This window comes from Mucilaginibacter sp. R-33 (assembly GCF_049949235.1).
Lineage (GTDB): Bacteria > Bacteroidota > Bacteroidia > Sphingobacteriales > Sphingobacteriaceae > Mucilaginibacter.
Map to the genome: position 1 here is coordinate 4319302 of NZ_CP188089.1, position 16941 is coordinate 4336242.

Here is a 16941-nt window from a genome sequence, read left to right on the forward strand (position 1 = left end):
TTGACGAAAAACATACCACAATCTTCATAATTTAGCGCAGCTGTAAAGCCTTAACCCATCCAATATTAAAATGAAACAAGAATTTGAGGTTATCAAAAAACCACGCCTGATGCTGTTAAACGTTGTTAAAGATCTTAGCCCCGAACAACTTAACCACATCCCCGCAGGTTTTAATAACAACCTGATCTGGAACCTGGCGCACCTTATTTCGGGTCAGCAAGGTATTTGCTATACGCGCGCAGGCGTACCTATTGTGGTTGATGATAAATACTATACCCCCTACCGTCCCGAAACAAAGCCGCAGAGCTTTATTAATGCTCATGACATAGCCCAAGTCAAAGAGCTGCTTATTTCAACCATTGATAAAATGGAGGAAAATTACCAAATGGGTATTTTCTCAAACTATCAACCGATGACGACCCGTTATGGTGTTACCTTGAGCAATATAGAAGAAGCAATCCGCTTTTTGCCATTTCATGATGGTTTGCATACCGGTTATATCATGGCTTTGAAAAGAGCGGTTTTGGAGGAAATGAGTAAGCTGGTTTAGTAAACAATTTTACTAAACGGGATCCCTACCGTTAACCCGATTGCTGTTTTATTGTAAGGCAGTCGGGTATTTTTTAAGGAATTATTCATGTCCTGAAGCAAAAGTTGTGCTTCAAAATTTATGGCAGGCACGCCTTTTTTATCTATCAAAACAATGGGGATGCCGATGATGGAATTGAGCGCCTTATAAGTTCCCCAGTTTTTTTCGATGCGGAAGCTAATGCCAACATGTGAGGTTCCGGGGATATACACCAACTTACCTGCCGCGAGGGGTGTTATAAAGTTTTTATATTGGCCTATGTACCGGTCGCCTTTATTTATGGTGACGGTATTTGTTCCATCCACTCCCTGTGCTCCTGTTACATCAGCACTAAATAAGGACCCGCTTTGTACCGCGTTATTCACAAAACCTTTACCGGCAAAAGTTAAAAAGAACCTGCCCAATTTGGGGCTTTCCCAGAAACGGGTATGACTAATAAATAATTCGAGCGGATAATTGTAGTATCGGTTAACCCGTGCATTCACATCATTGCTCACCATAAATTTTTGTGGTATAACCGGGATGTAAACGCCCAGGCTTGTCCAGTTATCAGCTATCAGGTTATAGTTGCCTGTATTTACCAATCGCTCTGATTGCTGTTCAGAAAATTGTTGGAGATAATCAGCCCGCAGCGAAGTATAAAAGGTTTTCCGAAGTTTGCTTTTGACCTCTGTTAAATTCTGTCCGGGTACCTCCTCCTGTTTCAAAAGATTAAGAGATTGCTCAAACTCTTCGGCTTTTTTGTTGATACTTTGAGCGATTGTATTTACCATTAATGCCCGGGCTGCATCCATCTCCTTTTTGAAATCGCCATTGGCTGTATAATATGTTTTCGGCTTTCCCATCCAGGTTTTTTGAATGGTAAAACCCAGTTGATTATCATAATACCTGTTAGCACTTTTTGCCGAATATGCGTTGGCGATATTTACCCTTGCTCCTGCTACAACAAATGATCTTACCCAATCATCACTATCAACCGGTTGGTGAAAATTATGATTGATGCTGATCATCCCCTCGGCTGCGTTAATATTAACATAGTTTTTATACAGGGAAAGATCTTCATTGCCAGACAGGTACGAGCTCACCTTGTTTGACAGAAAAATGTTCATAGCCTTATTGGAGATCAGCATCCCCTGGCCAGTGCTGTTAGTATAGTTGGTTACTTTGCTGTTTATAGCTTTTATCTCATTGATGATCTGTGCAGTGGTTTGAGCTTTAGATTGCAAGAAGCCTGAACAGAAAAATAACAACCCACTTACTATGATTTTAAGCCACACTGCATAGTTTCTCCGGTTAATATATGTTAGGCCAGCCCCCATTGCTGCGTAATTTGATTAGTAAAAACTTTCTGGCAGTCGGCATTGAGCAGGGTTTTCCGGGCGTTGATCCACCGGGTGGCCGCATCGCCATACATTCTTTGGATGCGTTGCGGGGTAATTTCGTTGGCTTTACCCCAATGAAATGTAAAGGGGATATTTTCATGCTCAAGCATCAGCCAAACCTGGGTATAAAAGTTATAAGCTTTGTCTGATAGCGGTGCATCCAACTCCATAATGCAGGTATGTTCAAACCGGGTAAAGCCCAATGTGGCTTTGGTTTGTTTAACAAACCTGAATGAAAATACACCGCTGAAAGGGCCGATATCTTTATTGATCTTCAACATCAAATCGGCAACCCGGGGCGAAAGCTCTGCCGGGAAACCAATAGCAGAACTCAACAGCTTGCCTCTTAATGTAGTATTGCTAAAAATTTCGCCCAGCGTACCAAAATGAGGATCAGTATTAGTTGTCATGCTGGTATTTAACACCTTGGTAACTACAACCGGAACCAAAGCAGGTACGGCATCAGTTATAGTACCTATAAAACTGGCGGCATCATCCCCCGGACCAATCCCTGCCGCGTTATCAACCGGCGGCTGGTAGTTGGTACGATACGGGCGCTTATACATAGTGGTTACAAATGCGCCTTTGTCCAGATCGTACGGATTAAGCAGCACCGAAAAATGACACGGGCGCTCGTTACTACATGGCAGCTTATCGGTATCGCTGAAATCAAGTGTTGCCATCATACCCTGAAGTTCGGCATCATAAGGTAACCGTTGCACATAAGTTTCTAACAAAAACAGGGGTTCTGTTTCCATTAGTACGCCGTGGATAATACCGAAGCTCCCAAAACTTACCAATGCGGCATTAAAAAGTTCATCATCCTGTACCAGCTCGGTTTGCAGCAGATCCATAAACCGTTGCGCTACAACGGGTGCGGAAGCCCTTTCCAGCCAAATATGCCTGTCAGGACTTACCACAATATGGAGCCCTACTACAAAATCTGGTGTAGCACCAAAGTCAAACGCCGAGCCGTGAGTTCCTGTACTCACTGCACCAGCTATAGTTTGCCCATTACTGGCACCGGAAGTTTTAAGTGACAAGCCCCTGTTTTTCAAAAATGCGCCGAGTTCCCAAATACCGTTGCCACTTTGTGCAAAAAGCAGGTGGTCTTTGTTGCCAGTGTAAGCAGGGTTTACGGCAGTATCGGCAACAGTAAATCTGGTGTTGAGGGGTTTGGTATCCAGCATTACACCATCTTTAACCGTTGCTATTTTTGTCCACGACCAGCCTGCGCCTAATGATCGTAATGGGGTACCGGTCTCAATAGCTTCTTTAATCAGGTTTTGAAGCCCTTTGGTAGCGTCATTATAACCTTCAAGGGCATCAAGATTGTCTTCGTTGCCCAATTCATACAGATCTTTAATTTGCTCGGTAAAAGTTTCGTGCCGGTTTTCCCAACTGCTGACTCCTGTTTTAATAACTTTCATAGCCGCTTATTTGATTACGCCATCTTTGGCGCAAGGTTTACCGCATTTCCACTCTACCCTTGCAGGGCTCCAGATACCTAAGGTTACAACAGTAAGCAAGGAATAACCGAAATTATTCTTCACCGTAACTTCGGCCATACCATTGGAGCCAAGGGAATCACATATAGGAGTAACGATTCGCTTGGGGCTTTGGATAGCTCCCCAAAAAAAGAAGTTTACATTCTGGTGCGATACCTCTGACCCAGCCTGCGCCTTTGTTTCGACACGGGCCGTGTAACAACTGCACAGCATTAATGAGATTAAAACAGCAGGGATAAGCTTCCTATAAAAATACAGGGGCCTGTTCAAACGTGATGGCAACATATTGTATGTATTTTGGAAATTTCCTAAAATACAATAAAGTAAATCCAAATACTTGATTTTCAATTAAGTAAAAACACGTTTATTGAATACGTACTTTTACGTCATTTATTTGATAATGAAAAAGAAGGGGCTTATCTTATTGATTTGTACAATCCCAGATGCTTTGGTTTGGTTAAAACAATATGCCATAAATGGTTTTTTCTTGAGCGGAAGGATGCAGCGCTTGCACTAAGATAGTAGCGCCACATGCGGTAAAAGGTATCACCATATTTAACGCTAAGCTGCGGCCAGCTTTGCTCAAAGTTTTTACGCCATTCCATACAGGTTCGGTCGTAATATACGCCGAAGTTATGCCAATCCTCCAAAATAAATAAGCCCTGCCAGGCCGTTGAGAGCTGTGCTGCAGATGGCAGCATCCCATTCGGAAATATGTATTTCGCAATCCAGGGATCTGTAACTTTAGTAGAGTAATTACCGCCTATGGTATGAAGCAGGCAAATGCCATCGTCTGCTAAATTTTCGTTCACCCTTTCCATAAAGATGCGATAATTACGATAGCCAACATGTTCAAGCATCCCGACAGAAACTATCCTGTCAAACTTTTCATGTACATCGCGATAATCCTGCACCCTGATCTCCACAGGTAAACCTTTGTTAATCTCCTTTGCAATAATGGCCTGCTCTTCTGAAAGGGTTACACCTATTCCTTTTACGCCATACTTTTCGGCTGCATATTGAAGAAGACCGCCCCATCCGCAGCCTATATCAAGCAAGCTCTTGCCGGGTTCCAATTTTAGTTTGCGGCAAATCAGATCAAGCTTAGCTTCCTGGGCCTCATCCAATGTTTGTGCCGTTTCCCAATAGGCACAGGAGTATATCATCCGCTTATCAAGCATCAACTCAAAAAGGTCGTTGCCAATATCATAATGCTTGTGTGCAACCTCTTTTGCCTTTGATTTGGTTTGCTGATTACTAAATTTTGCCTTGAGAAAGTATTTAAGCGTATTTAAGTCGCGCGGGATCATTTTATCAACCCGGTGATACTGGACGCGAAAAAAGAATTCGTCAAGCGCTTCACAATCCCACCAGCCTTCCATGTAGGCTTCCCCAAAACCCAGGGACCCTCCTGCCAGCACACGATCATACAATTTAGGATTGTGTACCTGTAAGTCCCATGGGTTATTGCCGTTCACGGTAATACCACCTGAAGCAAACATATTTGTAACAATCTCTTTTGATGATCCCATAGCTTTTTCCGGTTTATGCGGTGATAAAGATATTCTTTTTGCGGAAAAACGGGAACAATTGCAAACATAGTACTGCCGCGGGTTGAGTGCGGTTTGCACTGCTGCACTACTGCCGCGGGTTTAGCGCAGCGTAACCCGTGGTGTAACATGATTTAAGCTTCCAGCTTAAATCATGTTATAAATCAACACATAAATTCAATATCAATCAAGCCTTTATCATCCGCATAATCCCTGGCACTACTATAAAGAAAATGTTCTGGCTTATCAACCCAACCTGCAATAACAGGATTATTATGCAGGTAATCGAGTTTTTGATCAATCATTTTATCACCGAACAATTCTATAGGATGGTTCCCTGCCTGCCAAAATTGAAAATGCTCGTTGCCCGGATTATTCCGGCCTTCGCGTTCAAAGAACCAAAGCAACCAATCGCGCCTGCTTTCCTGTAAGTTTTCCTGAATCGCTTTTAAAATGGTTTTGGAAGTATGCCTTTTAATGTCCCTTAAAATATCCTGCATTGGCTTATCATTTGTTCCAATAATTAAATGCACATGATTGCTCATGATAACCCATGCGTATAATTTAAGACCTTTGTTTTTGATACAGTATTTGAGGCTTTCAACAAGGATATCCCTGTATTCAATTCTTGTAAATACATCTATCCATTTAACAACGGTAAAAGTTACAAAATAAGGAAACTCCTGGTTGTGGAATTTATAGTTGCGGCTCATAGATTTAGATTAGGTTGTTAGTATTATTTAAGCTGAAAGCTTAAATGGTATTACACCACGGGTTACGCTGCGCTAAACCCGCGGCAGCTTTATATGCTATGTTAAACCTGCTGCAGCTTTACAAAAAAAGCCTCCTTACAGGAGGCCTTCTTATATATTCATTAAATCACTTTAAAGATTAGTATATAGTATAATCCCAATTATACTTCTTCCATGCTTTCGCCGGTTACTGTTTCTTTGATCTTATTTTCCAACTCTTCCTGTAGCTCTGGGTTATCAAGGATCAGTTGTTTAACAGCATCACGGCCCTGGCCTAAACGGGTTTCGCCATAGCTAAACCATGAGCCTGCTTTTTTAATAATGTTGTATTCAACACCCAGGTCAATAATCTCACCGGCCTTTGAAATACCTTCGCCAAACATGATGTCAAACTCGGCTACACGGAACGGAGGTGCAACTTTATTCTTAACGATCTTAACCTTTACGCGGTTACCGGAAACCTCATCGGTGTCTTTAATTTGGGAGATGCGGCGTACATCCAAACGTACCGACGCATAAAATTTCAATGCATTACCACCAGTAGTAGTCTCAGGGTTGCCAAACATAACACCGATCTTATCGCGCAGCTGGTTAATAAAGATACAGCAGCATCCTGTTTTGCTGATAGTACCGGTAAGCTTACGTAATGCCTGTGACATTAAACGTGCATGCAGGCCCATTTTTGAATCGCCCATTTCGCCTTCTATCTCAGCTTTAGGAACCAACGCCGCAACAGAGTCGATAACCAAAATATCAATAGCGCCCGAACGGATCAGGTTATCGGCAATTTCCAGTGCCTGTTCACCATTATCAGGCTGGGAGATCAGCAGGTTTTCAACATCCACGCCTAATTTCTTGGCATAAAAACGATCGAAAGCGTGCTCCGCGTCAATAAAGGCGGCAATACCACCGTTCTTTTGCGATTCGGCAATGGCATGGATAGCCAAAGTTGTTTTACCTGATGATTCAGGCCCGTAGATCTCAATGATCCTTCCTTTAGGCAAACCGTTAACTCCCAAAGCAATATCAAGCCCTAATGAGCCGGTTGATATAACTTCAGTTTGTTCAACTACGGATTCGCCCAATTTCATGATGGTGCCTTTACCGTATGATTTTTCCAGCTTATCTAACGTAAGCTGTAATGCCTTCAATTTATCAGCGCTATTTTTATCTATGTTAGCCATCGTATTAATTTCTTCAACAAATATAATTACTTTTTTTAAAATTACTAATTTTTTTAGTAATTTATTTTATAGTGAATGGTTCATTAAATGAGTAGTTGATTAGGTTAGTATTGACGAAGATAAGCAACTATTCGCTTAATCAACTACCCACCTAATCAACCTTTATCCACACTCCGCTTCTTCAACTCCTTATCTATAATATTAAGGGCCTTTTTCTTTTTAGCTTCTTTGGCCTTCTTAAGTTTTGCAGCTTCAAGCCTTTGTAGCGCGGCTTCCGTATTATTGCGCTCATAATAGCGACAAAACCACGTTAGCGGGCAAATATCGCATTTAGGGCCGCGCGCCAAACAAATATACCGGCCATGCAATATAAGCCAGTGATGTGCAACACCTATATATTCTTTAGGGATATTTTGCACCAACTGTTTTTCAACCGCAAGTGGGGTACGGGCATTATTGGTTAAGCCAATGCGGTTGGCCACCCTAAAAACATGCGTATCAACAGCCATGGCTGGTTCTTCAAAAATAACCGAAGCGATCACATTGGCTGTTTTGCGGCCTACACCTGGTAATTTTTGCAGATTTTCTATCCCCGAAGGTATTTCGCCGTTAAAAACTTCCATGAGCATTTTGCCCATGCCTACCAAATGTTTGGCTTTATTATTAGGATAACTTACAGACCGGATATATGCAAAAACTTCGTCGGATGTTGCGACAGCCAGGTCTTGCGGAGTAGGAAAACGCTCAAACAGTGCCGGCGTTACCTGGTTAATCCTTTTATCAGTACACTGTGCCGATAGGATAACGGCCACCAATAACTGAAATGGGTTATTATAGTGCAGCTCAGTAACCGGGTTAGGCTGGTTTTTAGAAAAATAATCAACAAAATGGCGATAGCGTTCGGCTTTTAACATTTTTAGTTCATGGCTGATAGTTCATGGATCATGGCTCAAGCACCCCGCTTAACACAATGGCGATCCTGTCCAAAAGTATAGATATTCACAACAATAAAAAACCATGAACTATGATCCATCAACCATAAGCCATCTTAAAATAGAAAGGTTCATAAATCACTTATTGGGTTTTGGTTTTTCGATTCGCATCGGTAACCTTTTCAACAATCATGATCTATGAACCAGTGGGGGAATCCGCAATAAATACTAACGTAAGCTTTTTGAATAATCCAGGATCTGGTGTATGGTTTGCACTTTTGGTTTCCTGATCAGCAGGTCCAAATCAGCACGAATTGAATTGTAAAAAATCACTTCGTCGGCGTCCAGATTTTCTTGTGCATTCCTGTTCATTTCAGCTTCGTTAGCTAATGCATTTAACGTTTTTGTAAAGGTTTCATCCATAAGCTTATTTTACTATAATTTTTATATGGTTTATAACGGTGGCTTAAAGATAATATTTTGTTAAATGAAAATTAAATGAAATTTTTATTTAAAGAAATTAGCTGCGGGAAGCTATGAATTACGTTATTGCAACAGTAAATAACTTTATATCAGTACCTAATGAAACAATATCAGAATTTCATACAAAAAATAAGGTTAGAATATTATTATCCCGGTTTAACCTAAACAATAATATCCTAACCTTTTATCGTTAAACTCTTATACTGAAAAACTAATTTTTCAGGCTAAGCTCCTTACTCTGCATCATTTTGCGGAGGTTATTAAGGGCATAGCGCATACGGCCAAGGGCGGTATTGATACTAACATCGGTAATATCGGCAATCTCTTTAAAACTCATATCACCAAAGTGGCGCATAATAAGCACCTCCTTTTGTTCGGATGGAAGCAGCTGGATCAGTGCTTTAAGATCTTTATGGGTTTGATCCCTAACCATCTTGTCCTCGGTACTTTCGTCATAATTACCAAGCACTTCAAAAATATCGAAATCATCGCCATTGCTGATCATAGGCGCACGTTTTTCACGGCGAAAATGGTCAATCACCAGGTTATGTGCGATACGGGTTACCCAAGGCAAAAATTTACCTTCTTCATTATATTTACCAGCTTTAAGGGTGTTTATTACCTTTATAAATGCATCCTGAAAAATATCTTCGGCAAGGTATTCGTCTTTTACCAGCAAGTAAATAGAAGTATATATTTTTGATTGGTAACGCCTTATCAATTCTACTAAACCGGCTTCGTCGCCGGCTACATATAGATGGATTAGATCCTGATCACTCTTCAATTGAAAATCCATAGAAAGTACTACTTAAAACTTAATTTTTAGTTAAAACCTTTTAAAGTAAAGTATATTCTATAGCGTGCTCCTTAGGGGTTAAAGATTTGTTCGCTCAAATAAAACAAATTATTGGTAAAAAAACAAATAAAATTTTTTTTTTTGCGCCCTACTTTACTATTAATCGGTATAATTACCTGCAAAACCATCATTTATTTGGCGCACTTCCGTTAGACTTATTTTTAATACCGAAGGTTTAATCATTAGCCAAAATAAATTTTTTAAAAAGTAGTTGTTAAAACAACATTAAGTTTTAAAAAGTCAGCAAACTGTAAACTCCAATATTTCATGCAGTTTAATCCAATAAACAATTAAAACTCATTTGGATTCTGCTAAATATTTTAGGATTTTTGCATTCGCAAAAAGTTCATGGGTAATAGATCATGGTTCATGGTATAAATTTTGCCACTAACCTGCAAAGCATACTACTATGATCCGTCAGCCATCAACTATGAACTAATTCAATAGAATGAGTAAAGAAGCAGAAAAAGATCCGCAAAAGCATATTATTATAAAAGGCGCAAGGGTGCACAACCTTAAAAACCTTGATGTGGCTATTCCCAAAAATAAACTGGTGGTAGTTACCGGCATGTCGGGCTCGGGCAAATCATCGCTCGCTTTCGATACTTTGTACGCCGAAGGTCAGCGCCGCTATGTGGAAAGCCTTTCATCATACGCCCGCCAGTTTTTGGGCCGTATGAACAAGCCCGATGTTGATTATATTAAAGGCATTGCACCGGCTATAGCTATTGAGCAAAAGGTAATTACCTCAAACCCACGTTCAACTGTTGGTACATCAACCGAGATCTACGATTATTTAAAACTGCTTTTTTCACGTATCGGTAAAACGATATCGCCCATATCAGGCAATATCGTAAAAAAAGACTCAGTGACCGATGTGGTTAACTTTGTGCTTTCATTGCCTAACGAAACCCAGGTAACCATTCTTGCTCCATTGCACCCGCACAATAACCGGAGCCTTAAAGAGGAGCTTGCCGTATTGATGCAAAAAGGTTTTGTTCGCGTTGAATACAATGGCAAACTTTCGCGTATCGAATCTTTATTAGAGGATAAAACAGTGGAGAACCTTCCTTTAATGGCGGCTGAACCAATAGTCGAGATCAAAAAAACAAAGGCAAAAAAGGCAGCTGCAGAAACTACCGAAATTGATCAGCAAATTGCAGTACGCATAGTTGTTGACCGCGTTACCAAAAATGAAGAAGACGAAACCATTAGCCGTTTAGGCGACTCCATACAAACTGCTTTTTTTGAAGGCAAGGGCGATTGTTTTGTTCGCTTCCAGGAGCCTGACAACGATACCGAGCATGAGCGCTTTTTTTGCGATCGTTTTGAGTTAGACGGATTGAAGTTTGAAGAGCCTACACCAAACTTCTTCAGCTTTAATAATCCGTATGGCGCTTGTAAAAAATGCGAAGGTTACGGCAAGGTGATCGGTATTGATGAAGACCTGGTTATTCCAGATAAAAGTAAATCCATTTACGAGGGCGCTATCGCCCCATGGCGCGGCGAAAAGATGCGCGAATGGAACGATGCGCTGGTAAGACATGCCTTAAAGTTCGACTTCCCTATCCACCGTCAATATAATCAGCTAACCGAAAAAGAGCAGCGCCTGCTCTGGACCGGCAATAAGTTTTTCCGTGGCCTTGACGAGTTTTTCAAGGAAATGGAAGAACAAACGTATAAGATCCAATACCGTGTTTTGCTATCGCGATACAGGGGCAAAACTACCTGCCCGGAATGTAAGGGCAGCCGTTTACGAATGGATGCCTCCTACGTAAAGATCAATGAAAAGTCGATAACCGATGTGGTACTGATGCCGCTGGATAAAACCTTTGAATTTTTTAAATCGCTTGAACTCAGTGAAACGGATGCCAAAATCGGTAAACGCTTGCTGATGGAAATAACCAACCGCCTTGGCTTTTTAAATGATGTGGGTTTGAGCTATTTAACCCTCAATCGTTTATCAAATACATTATCAGGCGGTGAGTCGCAGCGCATCAACCTCGCTACGTCATTGGGCAGCAGCCTGGTAGGTTCCGTGTATGTTTTGGATGAGCCAAGCATCGGTTTGCACCCGCGTGATACCCAAAGGCTGATCACCGTATTAAAATCCCTCCGCGATGTGGGCAACACCGTATTGGTTGTTGAGCATGAGGAAGAGATCATGAAAGCTGCCGACCACATTATTGATATTGGCCCCGAAGCCGGTACCCATGGCGGGGAGCTGATTTTTACCGGTACTTATAATGAAATTATAAAAGACGATAAAAGCCTCACCGGCAAATACCTGAGCGGCAGGGAAGAAATAGCTATCCCCGCAAGCCGCCGTAAATGGCACGATTTTATTGAAATAAAGGGCGCGCGCGAAAACAACCTGAAACATGTCACCGCCAAATTTCCATTAGGTGTGCTTACTGTTGTTACCGGCGTATCCGGCTCGGGTAAAACCAGTTTGGTAAAACGTATCCTTGCCCCCGCCGTTCAAAAGGCCTTAGGTAATTATTCGGGCGAACAAACAGGCTCATATGATGCCATTGATGGCGATTACAGCAAAATTGAACAGGTTGAACTGGTTGACCAAAACCCGATAGGCCGTTCATCGCGCTCAAACCCGGTTACTTATGTTAAGGCCTGGGACGAGATCCGCAACCTGTACGCCGCTCAGCCGGCAGCAAAAGCCGCCGGGCTAAAACCCTCCGCATTTTCATTTAACGTTGAAGGCGGCCGCTGCGATGTTTGCCAGGGTGAAGGTGAAGTTAAGATAGAGATGCAATTTATGGCAGATATCTTTCTTACCTGCGAAACCTGCGGGGGACATCGCTTTAAGCAGCATATTTTAGATATCCAATACAAAGAAAAAAACGTATCGGAGATCCTGAACATGACCATTGACGAGGCCGTTGAGTTTTTTGCCAAAGAGCCTAAGATCATCGCCAAAATAAAACCGCTGGTTGATGTTGGTTTGGGATATGTTCAGTTGGGGCAGTCGTCAAATACCTTATCGGGTGGCGAGGCTCAGCGTATCAAGCTGGCATCATTCCTGGTAAAAGGCAACAACACCAATAAAACGCTATTTATTTTTGATGAGCCTACTACCGGCCTGCATTTTGCCGATATTAAAAAACTGCTGAAATCATTTGATGCCCTGCTTGATCATGGCAATACCATCATTGTTATTGAGCATAACATGGATGTGATCAAATGTGCCGACTGGGTTATCGATATCGGCCCCGAAGGTGGTGACCGTGGCGGTAAAGTAGTATTTGAGGGCGTTCCTGAAGACCTATTAAAACAAAAAGACAGCTACACCGGCAAGTTTTTAAAAGAGCGGTTTTAATTTAAAGTGCCCGCGTAATAAATCGGGCACTTTAAAATTTGCTTTATAAACCTATTCCTTTTTTAGGCCTTTTCAACCAATGCCTGGAATTGGCTTGCAAATACCTGCCCAACTATTTGAATATCAGCCTTGGTATTCCAAACGTGAATATTTATATTTACTTAAGTCTTCCATACCCTTTTAATCTGAAACATCCGTTTACAGCAATTAATTTTATTACTAATACCTAAATTTCATTATCATGCCAGGTACAAAAGAATTTTATGACACCATCCGTGCGTCTGTATTTAAAGGCCACATTTCACAAAGCCAGATTGATGGGATCGAAGCCATTTTAAAAGCCGCAGCAGATGCCGGCGTTACCGATCAGCGTAAGGTAGCCTACATGTTAGGCACCGTTTACCATGAATGCGCAGGCACTATGCAGCCAATAAATGAGTTTGGCAAGGGTAAAGGTCATCCCTATGGCGAAAAATTTAAAATGGGCGGGGGGCCTGGCCACCGTGTTCCTTATACAACGCCCGATCAGCTTTATTATGGCCGCGGTTTTGTACAATTAACCTGGTACGAGAACTATGAGGCCATGGGCAAGCATTTACACCTCGACCTGCTCAACCATCCCGAATTGGCGCTTCAACCTGATGTAGCTGCCAACATTATGATTGAAGGTATGACAAAAGGCATGTTTACCGGCGTTGGCTTAGGCAAATATTTTGACGCCACCCATGCCGACTGGATCAACGCCCGCCGTATTATTAACGGGAATGATCACGATGTGCTGATAGCAGGTTATGCCAAACATTTTTATAAGGGATTGACCGGTATTGATGCGTAAATTGAGTATGCGACTGTTTAGCTTTTAATTTCGAACAGTCGCACAACTTTTACTTTCGGCAATCAATCATCCCTGCGCAATAATCGACTAATAACCCACTCTGATATCGTGATATTTGATATATTAGCTTAAATGAATAAGCTGATCACTTACCTTTTTGTATTATTCTCCATTCAGCTTTGCGCATGCCACACCGACACTTCTCCCGATCAGCACAAAACAGTTTTTAATATCAATCTTGAAGAGGGCCTTACCTCGCTTGATCCTGCCTTTTGCCGTAATCATTATACCATTTGGATGGATAACCAGCTTTATAACGGCCTGGTACAGATCAACGATAGTTTAAAAACCATTCCCTGTATTGCTAAAAGCTGGGAAACATCAGCTGATGGTTTATTATATACCTTCCATCTGCGTAATGATGTATATTTTCATGACGACCCTCATTTTGCAAATGGTACAGGTCGAAAGGCAGTGGCCTCAGATTTTGCTTATAGCTTCGGTCGTTTGATCGATCCCAAAGTTGCTTCATCCGGCTCATGGATCTTCAGTGATAAGGTAAAGGACAAAAGCGCCTTCATGGCACCTAATGACAGTACTTTCCAAATAAGGCTTAAACAGCCTTTCGCTCCCTTTCTAAGCTTACTCACGGCACAATATTGCTCCGTAGTACCCAAAGAAGTGGTTGAGTTTTACGGCAAGGACTTCAGGAGCCACCCGGTAGGCACCGGCCCCTTCAGGTTTAAATACTGGAAAGAAGGAGAAGTACTGGTGTTTTTAAAAAATGAGCATTACTGGGAAAAAGACGAAAAAGGTAACCGTCTTCCCTACCTGGATGCTATCCGTTCTACCTTTATTGCTGATAAGCAGACTTCGTTCCTAGAGTTTGTAAAAAAGAATATCGATTTTTTGAATGATATCGACGGCAGCTATCGCGATGATATCCTTACCAAAGCAGGCAAGGTAACGCAAAAATATAAGGGTAAATTTATACTCAATACCGCTCCTTACCTGAACACCATTTACCTGGGCATGCTGGTGGATACCACTTTGCCCATTGTAAAAAAATCGCCTTTAAAAATACTCAAGATCAGGCAGGCCATCAACTACGCCATCGACCGCGAAAAAATGATCAAATACCTCCGCAACAGTATGGGTACACCGGGCTACGGAGGTTTTGTGCCCGAAGGCATGCCAGGCTTTAACGGCACGGGCGTAAAAGGCTACACTTACGATCCTGAAAAAGCGCGCTGCCTGCTCCGTGACGCCGGTTATCCCAATGGTAAAAACATGCCCGAAATTACGCTGGCCACAACTGTTGGTTACCGTAGTTTAATTGAGTATGTACAAGGCCAGTTGGAGCGCATCGGCATAAAAACAAATGTGGAGATAACCCAGGGCGCCAGCCTGCGCGAACTGATCTCAAAAAACGGCATCAACTTTTTTTATGGTTCGTGGATAGCCGATTACCCTGATGCCGAAAACTACCTTTCTGTTTTTTACTCCAAAAATAAAATTCCCTTCGGCCCCAATTATACCGGGTTCAACAATAAAAGGTTCGATGAACTTTTTGAGCAAACCTACCAGGTAAAAGATGATGAAAAACGTTTCGCCCTCTACCGCCAGATGGATAATCTGATGATGGAGCAATCGCCCATTGTAGTATTATACTATGATAAACTGGTAAATCTATATCAAAACAACATCAGTGGCTATAGCCTTAATGGTCAAAATTTGTTAGTGCTAAAAAGGGTGGTGAAGAGTTCGTTTTAGAGGTTGGAGATCGGAGATTAGATGTCATTGTACTACTGTTTGCTTAAGTTATTTTCATTCTTACATCAATGGCAACCTGATTTCACAGCCTGCGAGGAAATCTCTTTACAAAAAAATCCCGGAGGGAAAACCTACCGGGATCTCTTTTATAAAGTTTTTGCAGGGTTATACACCTAACAACAACCTTGCAGGATCTTCAAGCAATTGTTTAACCCTTACCAGGAAGCTTACCGATTCGCGGCCGTCGATGATGCGGTGATCATATGACAGGGCAAGGTACATCATCGGGCGGATCACAACCTGTCCGTTGACAGCTACCGGGCGCTCAATAATGTTGTGCATACCCAAAATGGCCGATTGAGGAGCATTGATGATCGGGGTTGATAACATCGACCCGAATACACCACCATTGGTAATGGTAAATGTACCACCGGTCATTTCCGGAATGGTGAGTTTATTTTCACGGGCTTTACCGGCAAGTACCACAATGGCTTTCTCAATTTCGGCAAGGCTCATGCTATCGGCATTGCGGATAACCGGAACAACCAAACCCTTAGGGGCAGATACAGCAATGGAGATGTCAGCAAAATTGCTGTATACGATCTCTTCACCCTCAATACGTGCACCAACAGCCGGCCAGTCTTTCAAAGCTTCTGTAACCGCTTTGGTAAAGAACGACATGAAGCCTAAGCCCACATTATGCTTTTCTTTGAATTTGTCTTTGTACTTAGCGCGCAATTCCATGATCGGCTGCATATCAACTTCGTTAAAGGTGGTAAGCATTGCCGTTTCATTTTTAACCGATACTAAACGCTTAGCAACGGTTTTACGCAGGGAGGTCATTTTCTCACGTTTTTCGTCCCTGATGCCACCGGTTGACGTTGCTACCGGAGCAGCAACAGGCTGTGCGGCAGGAGCGGCAGGTTTAGCTGCCGGAGCTTGCGCGCCAAGGGCATCACCTTTAGTGATACGGCCGTCAACACCCGAGCCTGATACTGATTTTGGATCAACACCTTTTTCGGCTAATATTTTGGCGGCAGCCGGTGATGGCGTACCTGATGCATAAGTTTTAGCACTTTCGGCAGCTGCACCACCACGAGGCGATTCATCTGCAGCGCTAACTACAGCCGGGGTTACCGGGGTAACAGCAGGCTGCGAAGCACCGGCACCTTCAATAGTACAAACTACAGCACCGATAGGCAATACATCACCTTCTTTAGCGATTGTTTTTAATGTACCTGCTTTTTCGGCAGTAAGTTCAAACGTAGCTTTATCTGATTCCAGCTCGGCAATAGCTTCATCCATTGCAACGGCTTCGCCATCTTTCTTGATCCAGCGGGACAAAGTAACCTCAGTGATCGATTCACCTACCGGCGGTACTTTAATTTCGACAGATGCTGATGCAGCAGCCGGGGCAGCAGCAACAGGGGCCGGAGCAGGAGCGTTCGCTACCACTTCTGGCTGTGGTTGTGCTGCAGGAGCAGCAGCTTCAGCGCCTCCGTCTTCGATATTGGCAACAACAGCGCCAATTGGTAGTACATCGCCTTCATTGGCAACGATTTTTAAAGTACCGGCTTTTTCGGCAGTAAGCTCAAAAGTAGCCTTGTCTGACTCAAGTTCGGCAATAACCTCGTCCATTTCAACGTGGTCGCCGTCTTTCTTTTTCCAGCTCGAAAGGGTTACTTCTGTAATTGATTCGCCTACGGTAGGCACCTTAATCGCTAAGCTCATATTGTAGTATTGTAGATTTTATATTTTTT

Annotated in this window: 14 protein-coding genes; 4 read left to right on the forward strand and 10 right to left on the reverse strand. The window is 42.5% G+C overall.

The window, feature by feature from the left end:
• The first annotated feature begins 70 nt into the window (after positions 1–70).
• A complete protein-coding gene (locus ACP26M_RS17775; protein ID WP_426581951.1) occupies positions 71–550 on the forward strand; it encodes a DinB family protein in 480 nt (159 codons plus the stop codon).
• Here the strand turns inward: ACP26M_RS17775 and ACP26M_RS17780 are convergent.
• From ACP26M_RS17780 to ACP26M_RS17820, 9 genes are all read right to left on the reverse strand, one after another.
• Positions 547–1815, reverse strand: coding sequence for a hypothetical protein (locus ACP26M_RS17780; RefSeq protein WP_426581953.1), 1269 nt, complete (start codon positions 1813–1815; stop codon positions 547–549). The genes ACP26M_RS17775 and ACP26M_RS17780 overlap by 4 nt on opposite strands.
• 77 nt (positions 1816–1892) lie before the next feature.
• Positions 1893–3401 carry an FAD-binding protein gene (locus ACP26M_RS17785; RefSeq protein ID WP_426581955.1) on the reverse strand — a complete coding sequence of 503 codons (1509 nt, stop codon included), beginning with the start codon at positions 3399–3401 and terminating at the stop codon, positions 1893–1895.
• 6 nt (positions 3402–3407) lie between these two features.
• Positions 3408–3692 (reverse strand): Bor/Iss family lipoprotein, encoded by a 285-nt coding sequence (locus ACP26M_RS17790; protein WP_143020878.1) that lies wholly within the window; start codon positions 3690–3692, stop codon positions 3408–3410.
• A 203-nt stretch (positions 3693–3895) separates the two neighbouring features.
• The gene (gene cfa, locus ACP26M_RS17795; protein ID WP_426581958.1) at positions 3896–5011 is read right to left on the reverse strand and encodes a cyclopropane fatty acyl phospholipid synthase; all 1116 of its coding nucleotides are present in this window, start codon (positions 5009–5011) and stop codon (positions 3896–3898) included.
• 182 nt (positions 5012–5193) lie between these two features.
• Positions 5194–5742, reverse strand: a complete 549-nt coding sequence (locus tag ACP26M_RS17800; RefSeq protein ID WP_426581960.1) for an REP-associated tyrosine transposase — start codon at positions 5740–5742, stop codon at positions 5194–5196.
• Between the two features lie 200 nt (positions 5743–5942).
• A complete protein-coding gene (recA, locus tag ACP26M_RS17805; RefSeq protein ID WP_090534412.1) occupies positions 5943–6965 on the reverse strand; it encodes a recombinase RecA in 1023 nt (340 codons plus the stop codon).
• Positions 6966–7120: 155 nt separating this feature from the next.
• Positions 7121–7879 (reverse strand): endonuclease III, encoded by a 759-nt coding sequence (gene nth / locus ACP26M_RS17810; RefSeq protein ID WP_426581963.1) that lies wholly within the window; start codon positions 7877–7879, stop codon positions 7121–7123.
• 246 nt (positions 7880–8125) lie between these two features.
• The gene (locus ACP26M_RS17815; protein ID WP_090534406.1) at positions 8126–8320 is read right to left on the reverse strand and encodes a hypothetical protein; all 195 of its coding nucleotides are present in this window, start codon (positions 8318–8320) and stop codon (positions 8126–8128) included.
• Positions 8321–8591: 271 nt separating this feature from the next.
• On the reverse strand, positions 8592–9176 hold the full coding sequence (locus tag ACP26M_RS17820; protein WP_090534404.1) for an RNA polymerase sigma factor: 585 nt from the start codon (positions 9174–9176) through the stop codon (positions 8592–8594).
• Between the two features lie 508 nt (positions 9177–9684).
• Here ACP26M_RS17820 and uvrA point away from each other — a divergent pair.
• The 3 genes from uvrA to ACP26M_RS17835 all read left to right on the forward strand — a co-directional run bounded on the left by uvrA (position 9685) and on the right by ACP26M_RS17835 (position 15181).
• Entirely contained in the window at positions 9685–12573 is a 2889-nt protein-coding gene (gene uvrA / locus ACP26M_RS17825) for an excinuclease ABC subunit UvrA (protein ID WP_426581966.1), read from the forward strand.
• A gap of 241 nt (positions 12574–12814) precedes the next feature.
• Positions 12815–13408 carry a glycoside hydrolase family 19 protein gene (locus tag ACP26M_RS17830; RefSeq protein ID WP_426581968.1) on the forward strand — a complete coding sequence of 198 codons (594 nt, stop codon included), beginning with the start codon at positions 12815–12817 and terminating at the stop codon, positions 13406–13408.
• 132 nt (positions 13409–13540) lie between these two features.
• Positions 13541–15181, forward strand: a complete 1641-nt coding sequence (locus ACP26M_RS17835) for an ABC transporter substrate-binding protein (RefSeq protein WP_426581970.1) — start codon at positions 13541–13543, stop codon at positions 15179–15181.
• A 165-nt stretch (positions 15182–15346) separates the two neighbouring features.
• On the opposite strand, the gene odhB is transcribed toward ACP26M_RS17835, so the two are convergent.
• Positions 15347–16912 carry a 2-oxoglutarate dehydrogenase complex dihydrolipoyllysine-residue succinyltransferase gene (gene odhB / locus ACP26M_RS17840; RefSeq protein WP_426581972.1) on the reverse strand — a complete coding sequence of 522 codons (1566 nt, stop codon included), beginning with the start codon at positions 16910–16912 and terminating at the stop codon, positions 15347–15349.
• Between the last annotated feature and the right edge of the window lie 29 nt (positions 16913–16941).

Coding starts and splice junctions, on each gene's coding strand:
- ACP26M_RS17775 (WP_426581951.1), top strand. CDS start 71: ATGAAACAAGAATTTGAGGTTATCAAAAAACCACGCCTGATGCTGTTA.
- ACP26M_RS17785 (WP_426581955.1), bottom strand. CDS start 3,401: ATGAAAGTTATTAAAACAGGAGTCAGCAGTTGGGAAAACCGGCACGAA.
- ACP26M_RS17790 (WP_143020878.1), bottom strand. CDS start 3,692: ATGCTGTGCAGTTGTTACACGGCCCGTGTCGAAACAAAGGCGCAGGCT.
- cfa (WP_426581958.1), bottom strand. CDS start 5,011: ATGGGATCATCAAAAGAGATTGTTACAAATATGTTTGCTTCAGGTGGT.
- ACP26M_RS17800 (WP_426581960.1), bottom strand. CDS start 5,742: ATGAGCCGCAACTATAAATTCCACAACCAGGAGTTTCCTTATTTTGTA.
- recA (WP_090534412.1), bottom strand. CDS start 6,965: ATGGCTAACATAGATAAAAATAGCGCTGATAAATTGAAGGCATTACAG.
- nth (WP_426581963.1), bottom strand. CDS start 7,879: ATGTTAAAAGCCGAACGCTATCGCCATTTTGTTGATTATTTTTCTAAA.
- ACP26M_RS17815 (WP_090534406.1), bottom strand. CDS start 8,320: ATGGATGAAACCTTTACAAAAACGTTAAATGCATTAGCTAACGAAGCT.
- ACP26M_RS17820 (WP_090534404.1), bottom strand. CDS start 9,176: ATGGATTTTCAATTGAAGAGTGATCAGGATCTAATCCATCTATATGTA.
- uvrA (WP_426581966.1), top strand. CDS start 9,685: ATGAGTAAAGAAGCAGAAAAAGATCCGCAAAAGCATATTATTATAAAA.
- ACP26M_RS17830 (WP_426581968.1), top strand. CDS start 12,815: ATGCCAGGTACAAAAGAATTTTATGACACCATCCGTGCGTCTGTATTT.
- ACP26M_RS17835 (WP_426581970.1), top strand. CDS start 13,541: ATGAATAAGCTGATCACTTACCTTTTTGTATTATTCTCCATTCAGCTT.
- odhB (WP_426581972.1), bottom strand. CDS start 16,912: ATGAGCTTAGCGATTAAGGTGCCTACCGTAGGCGAATCAATTACAGAA.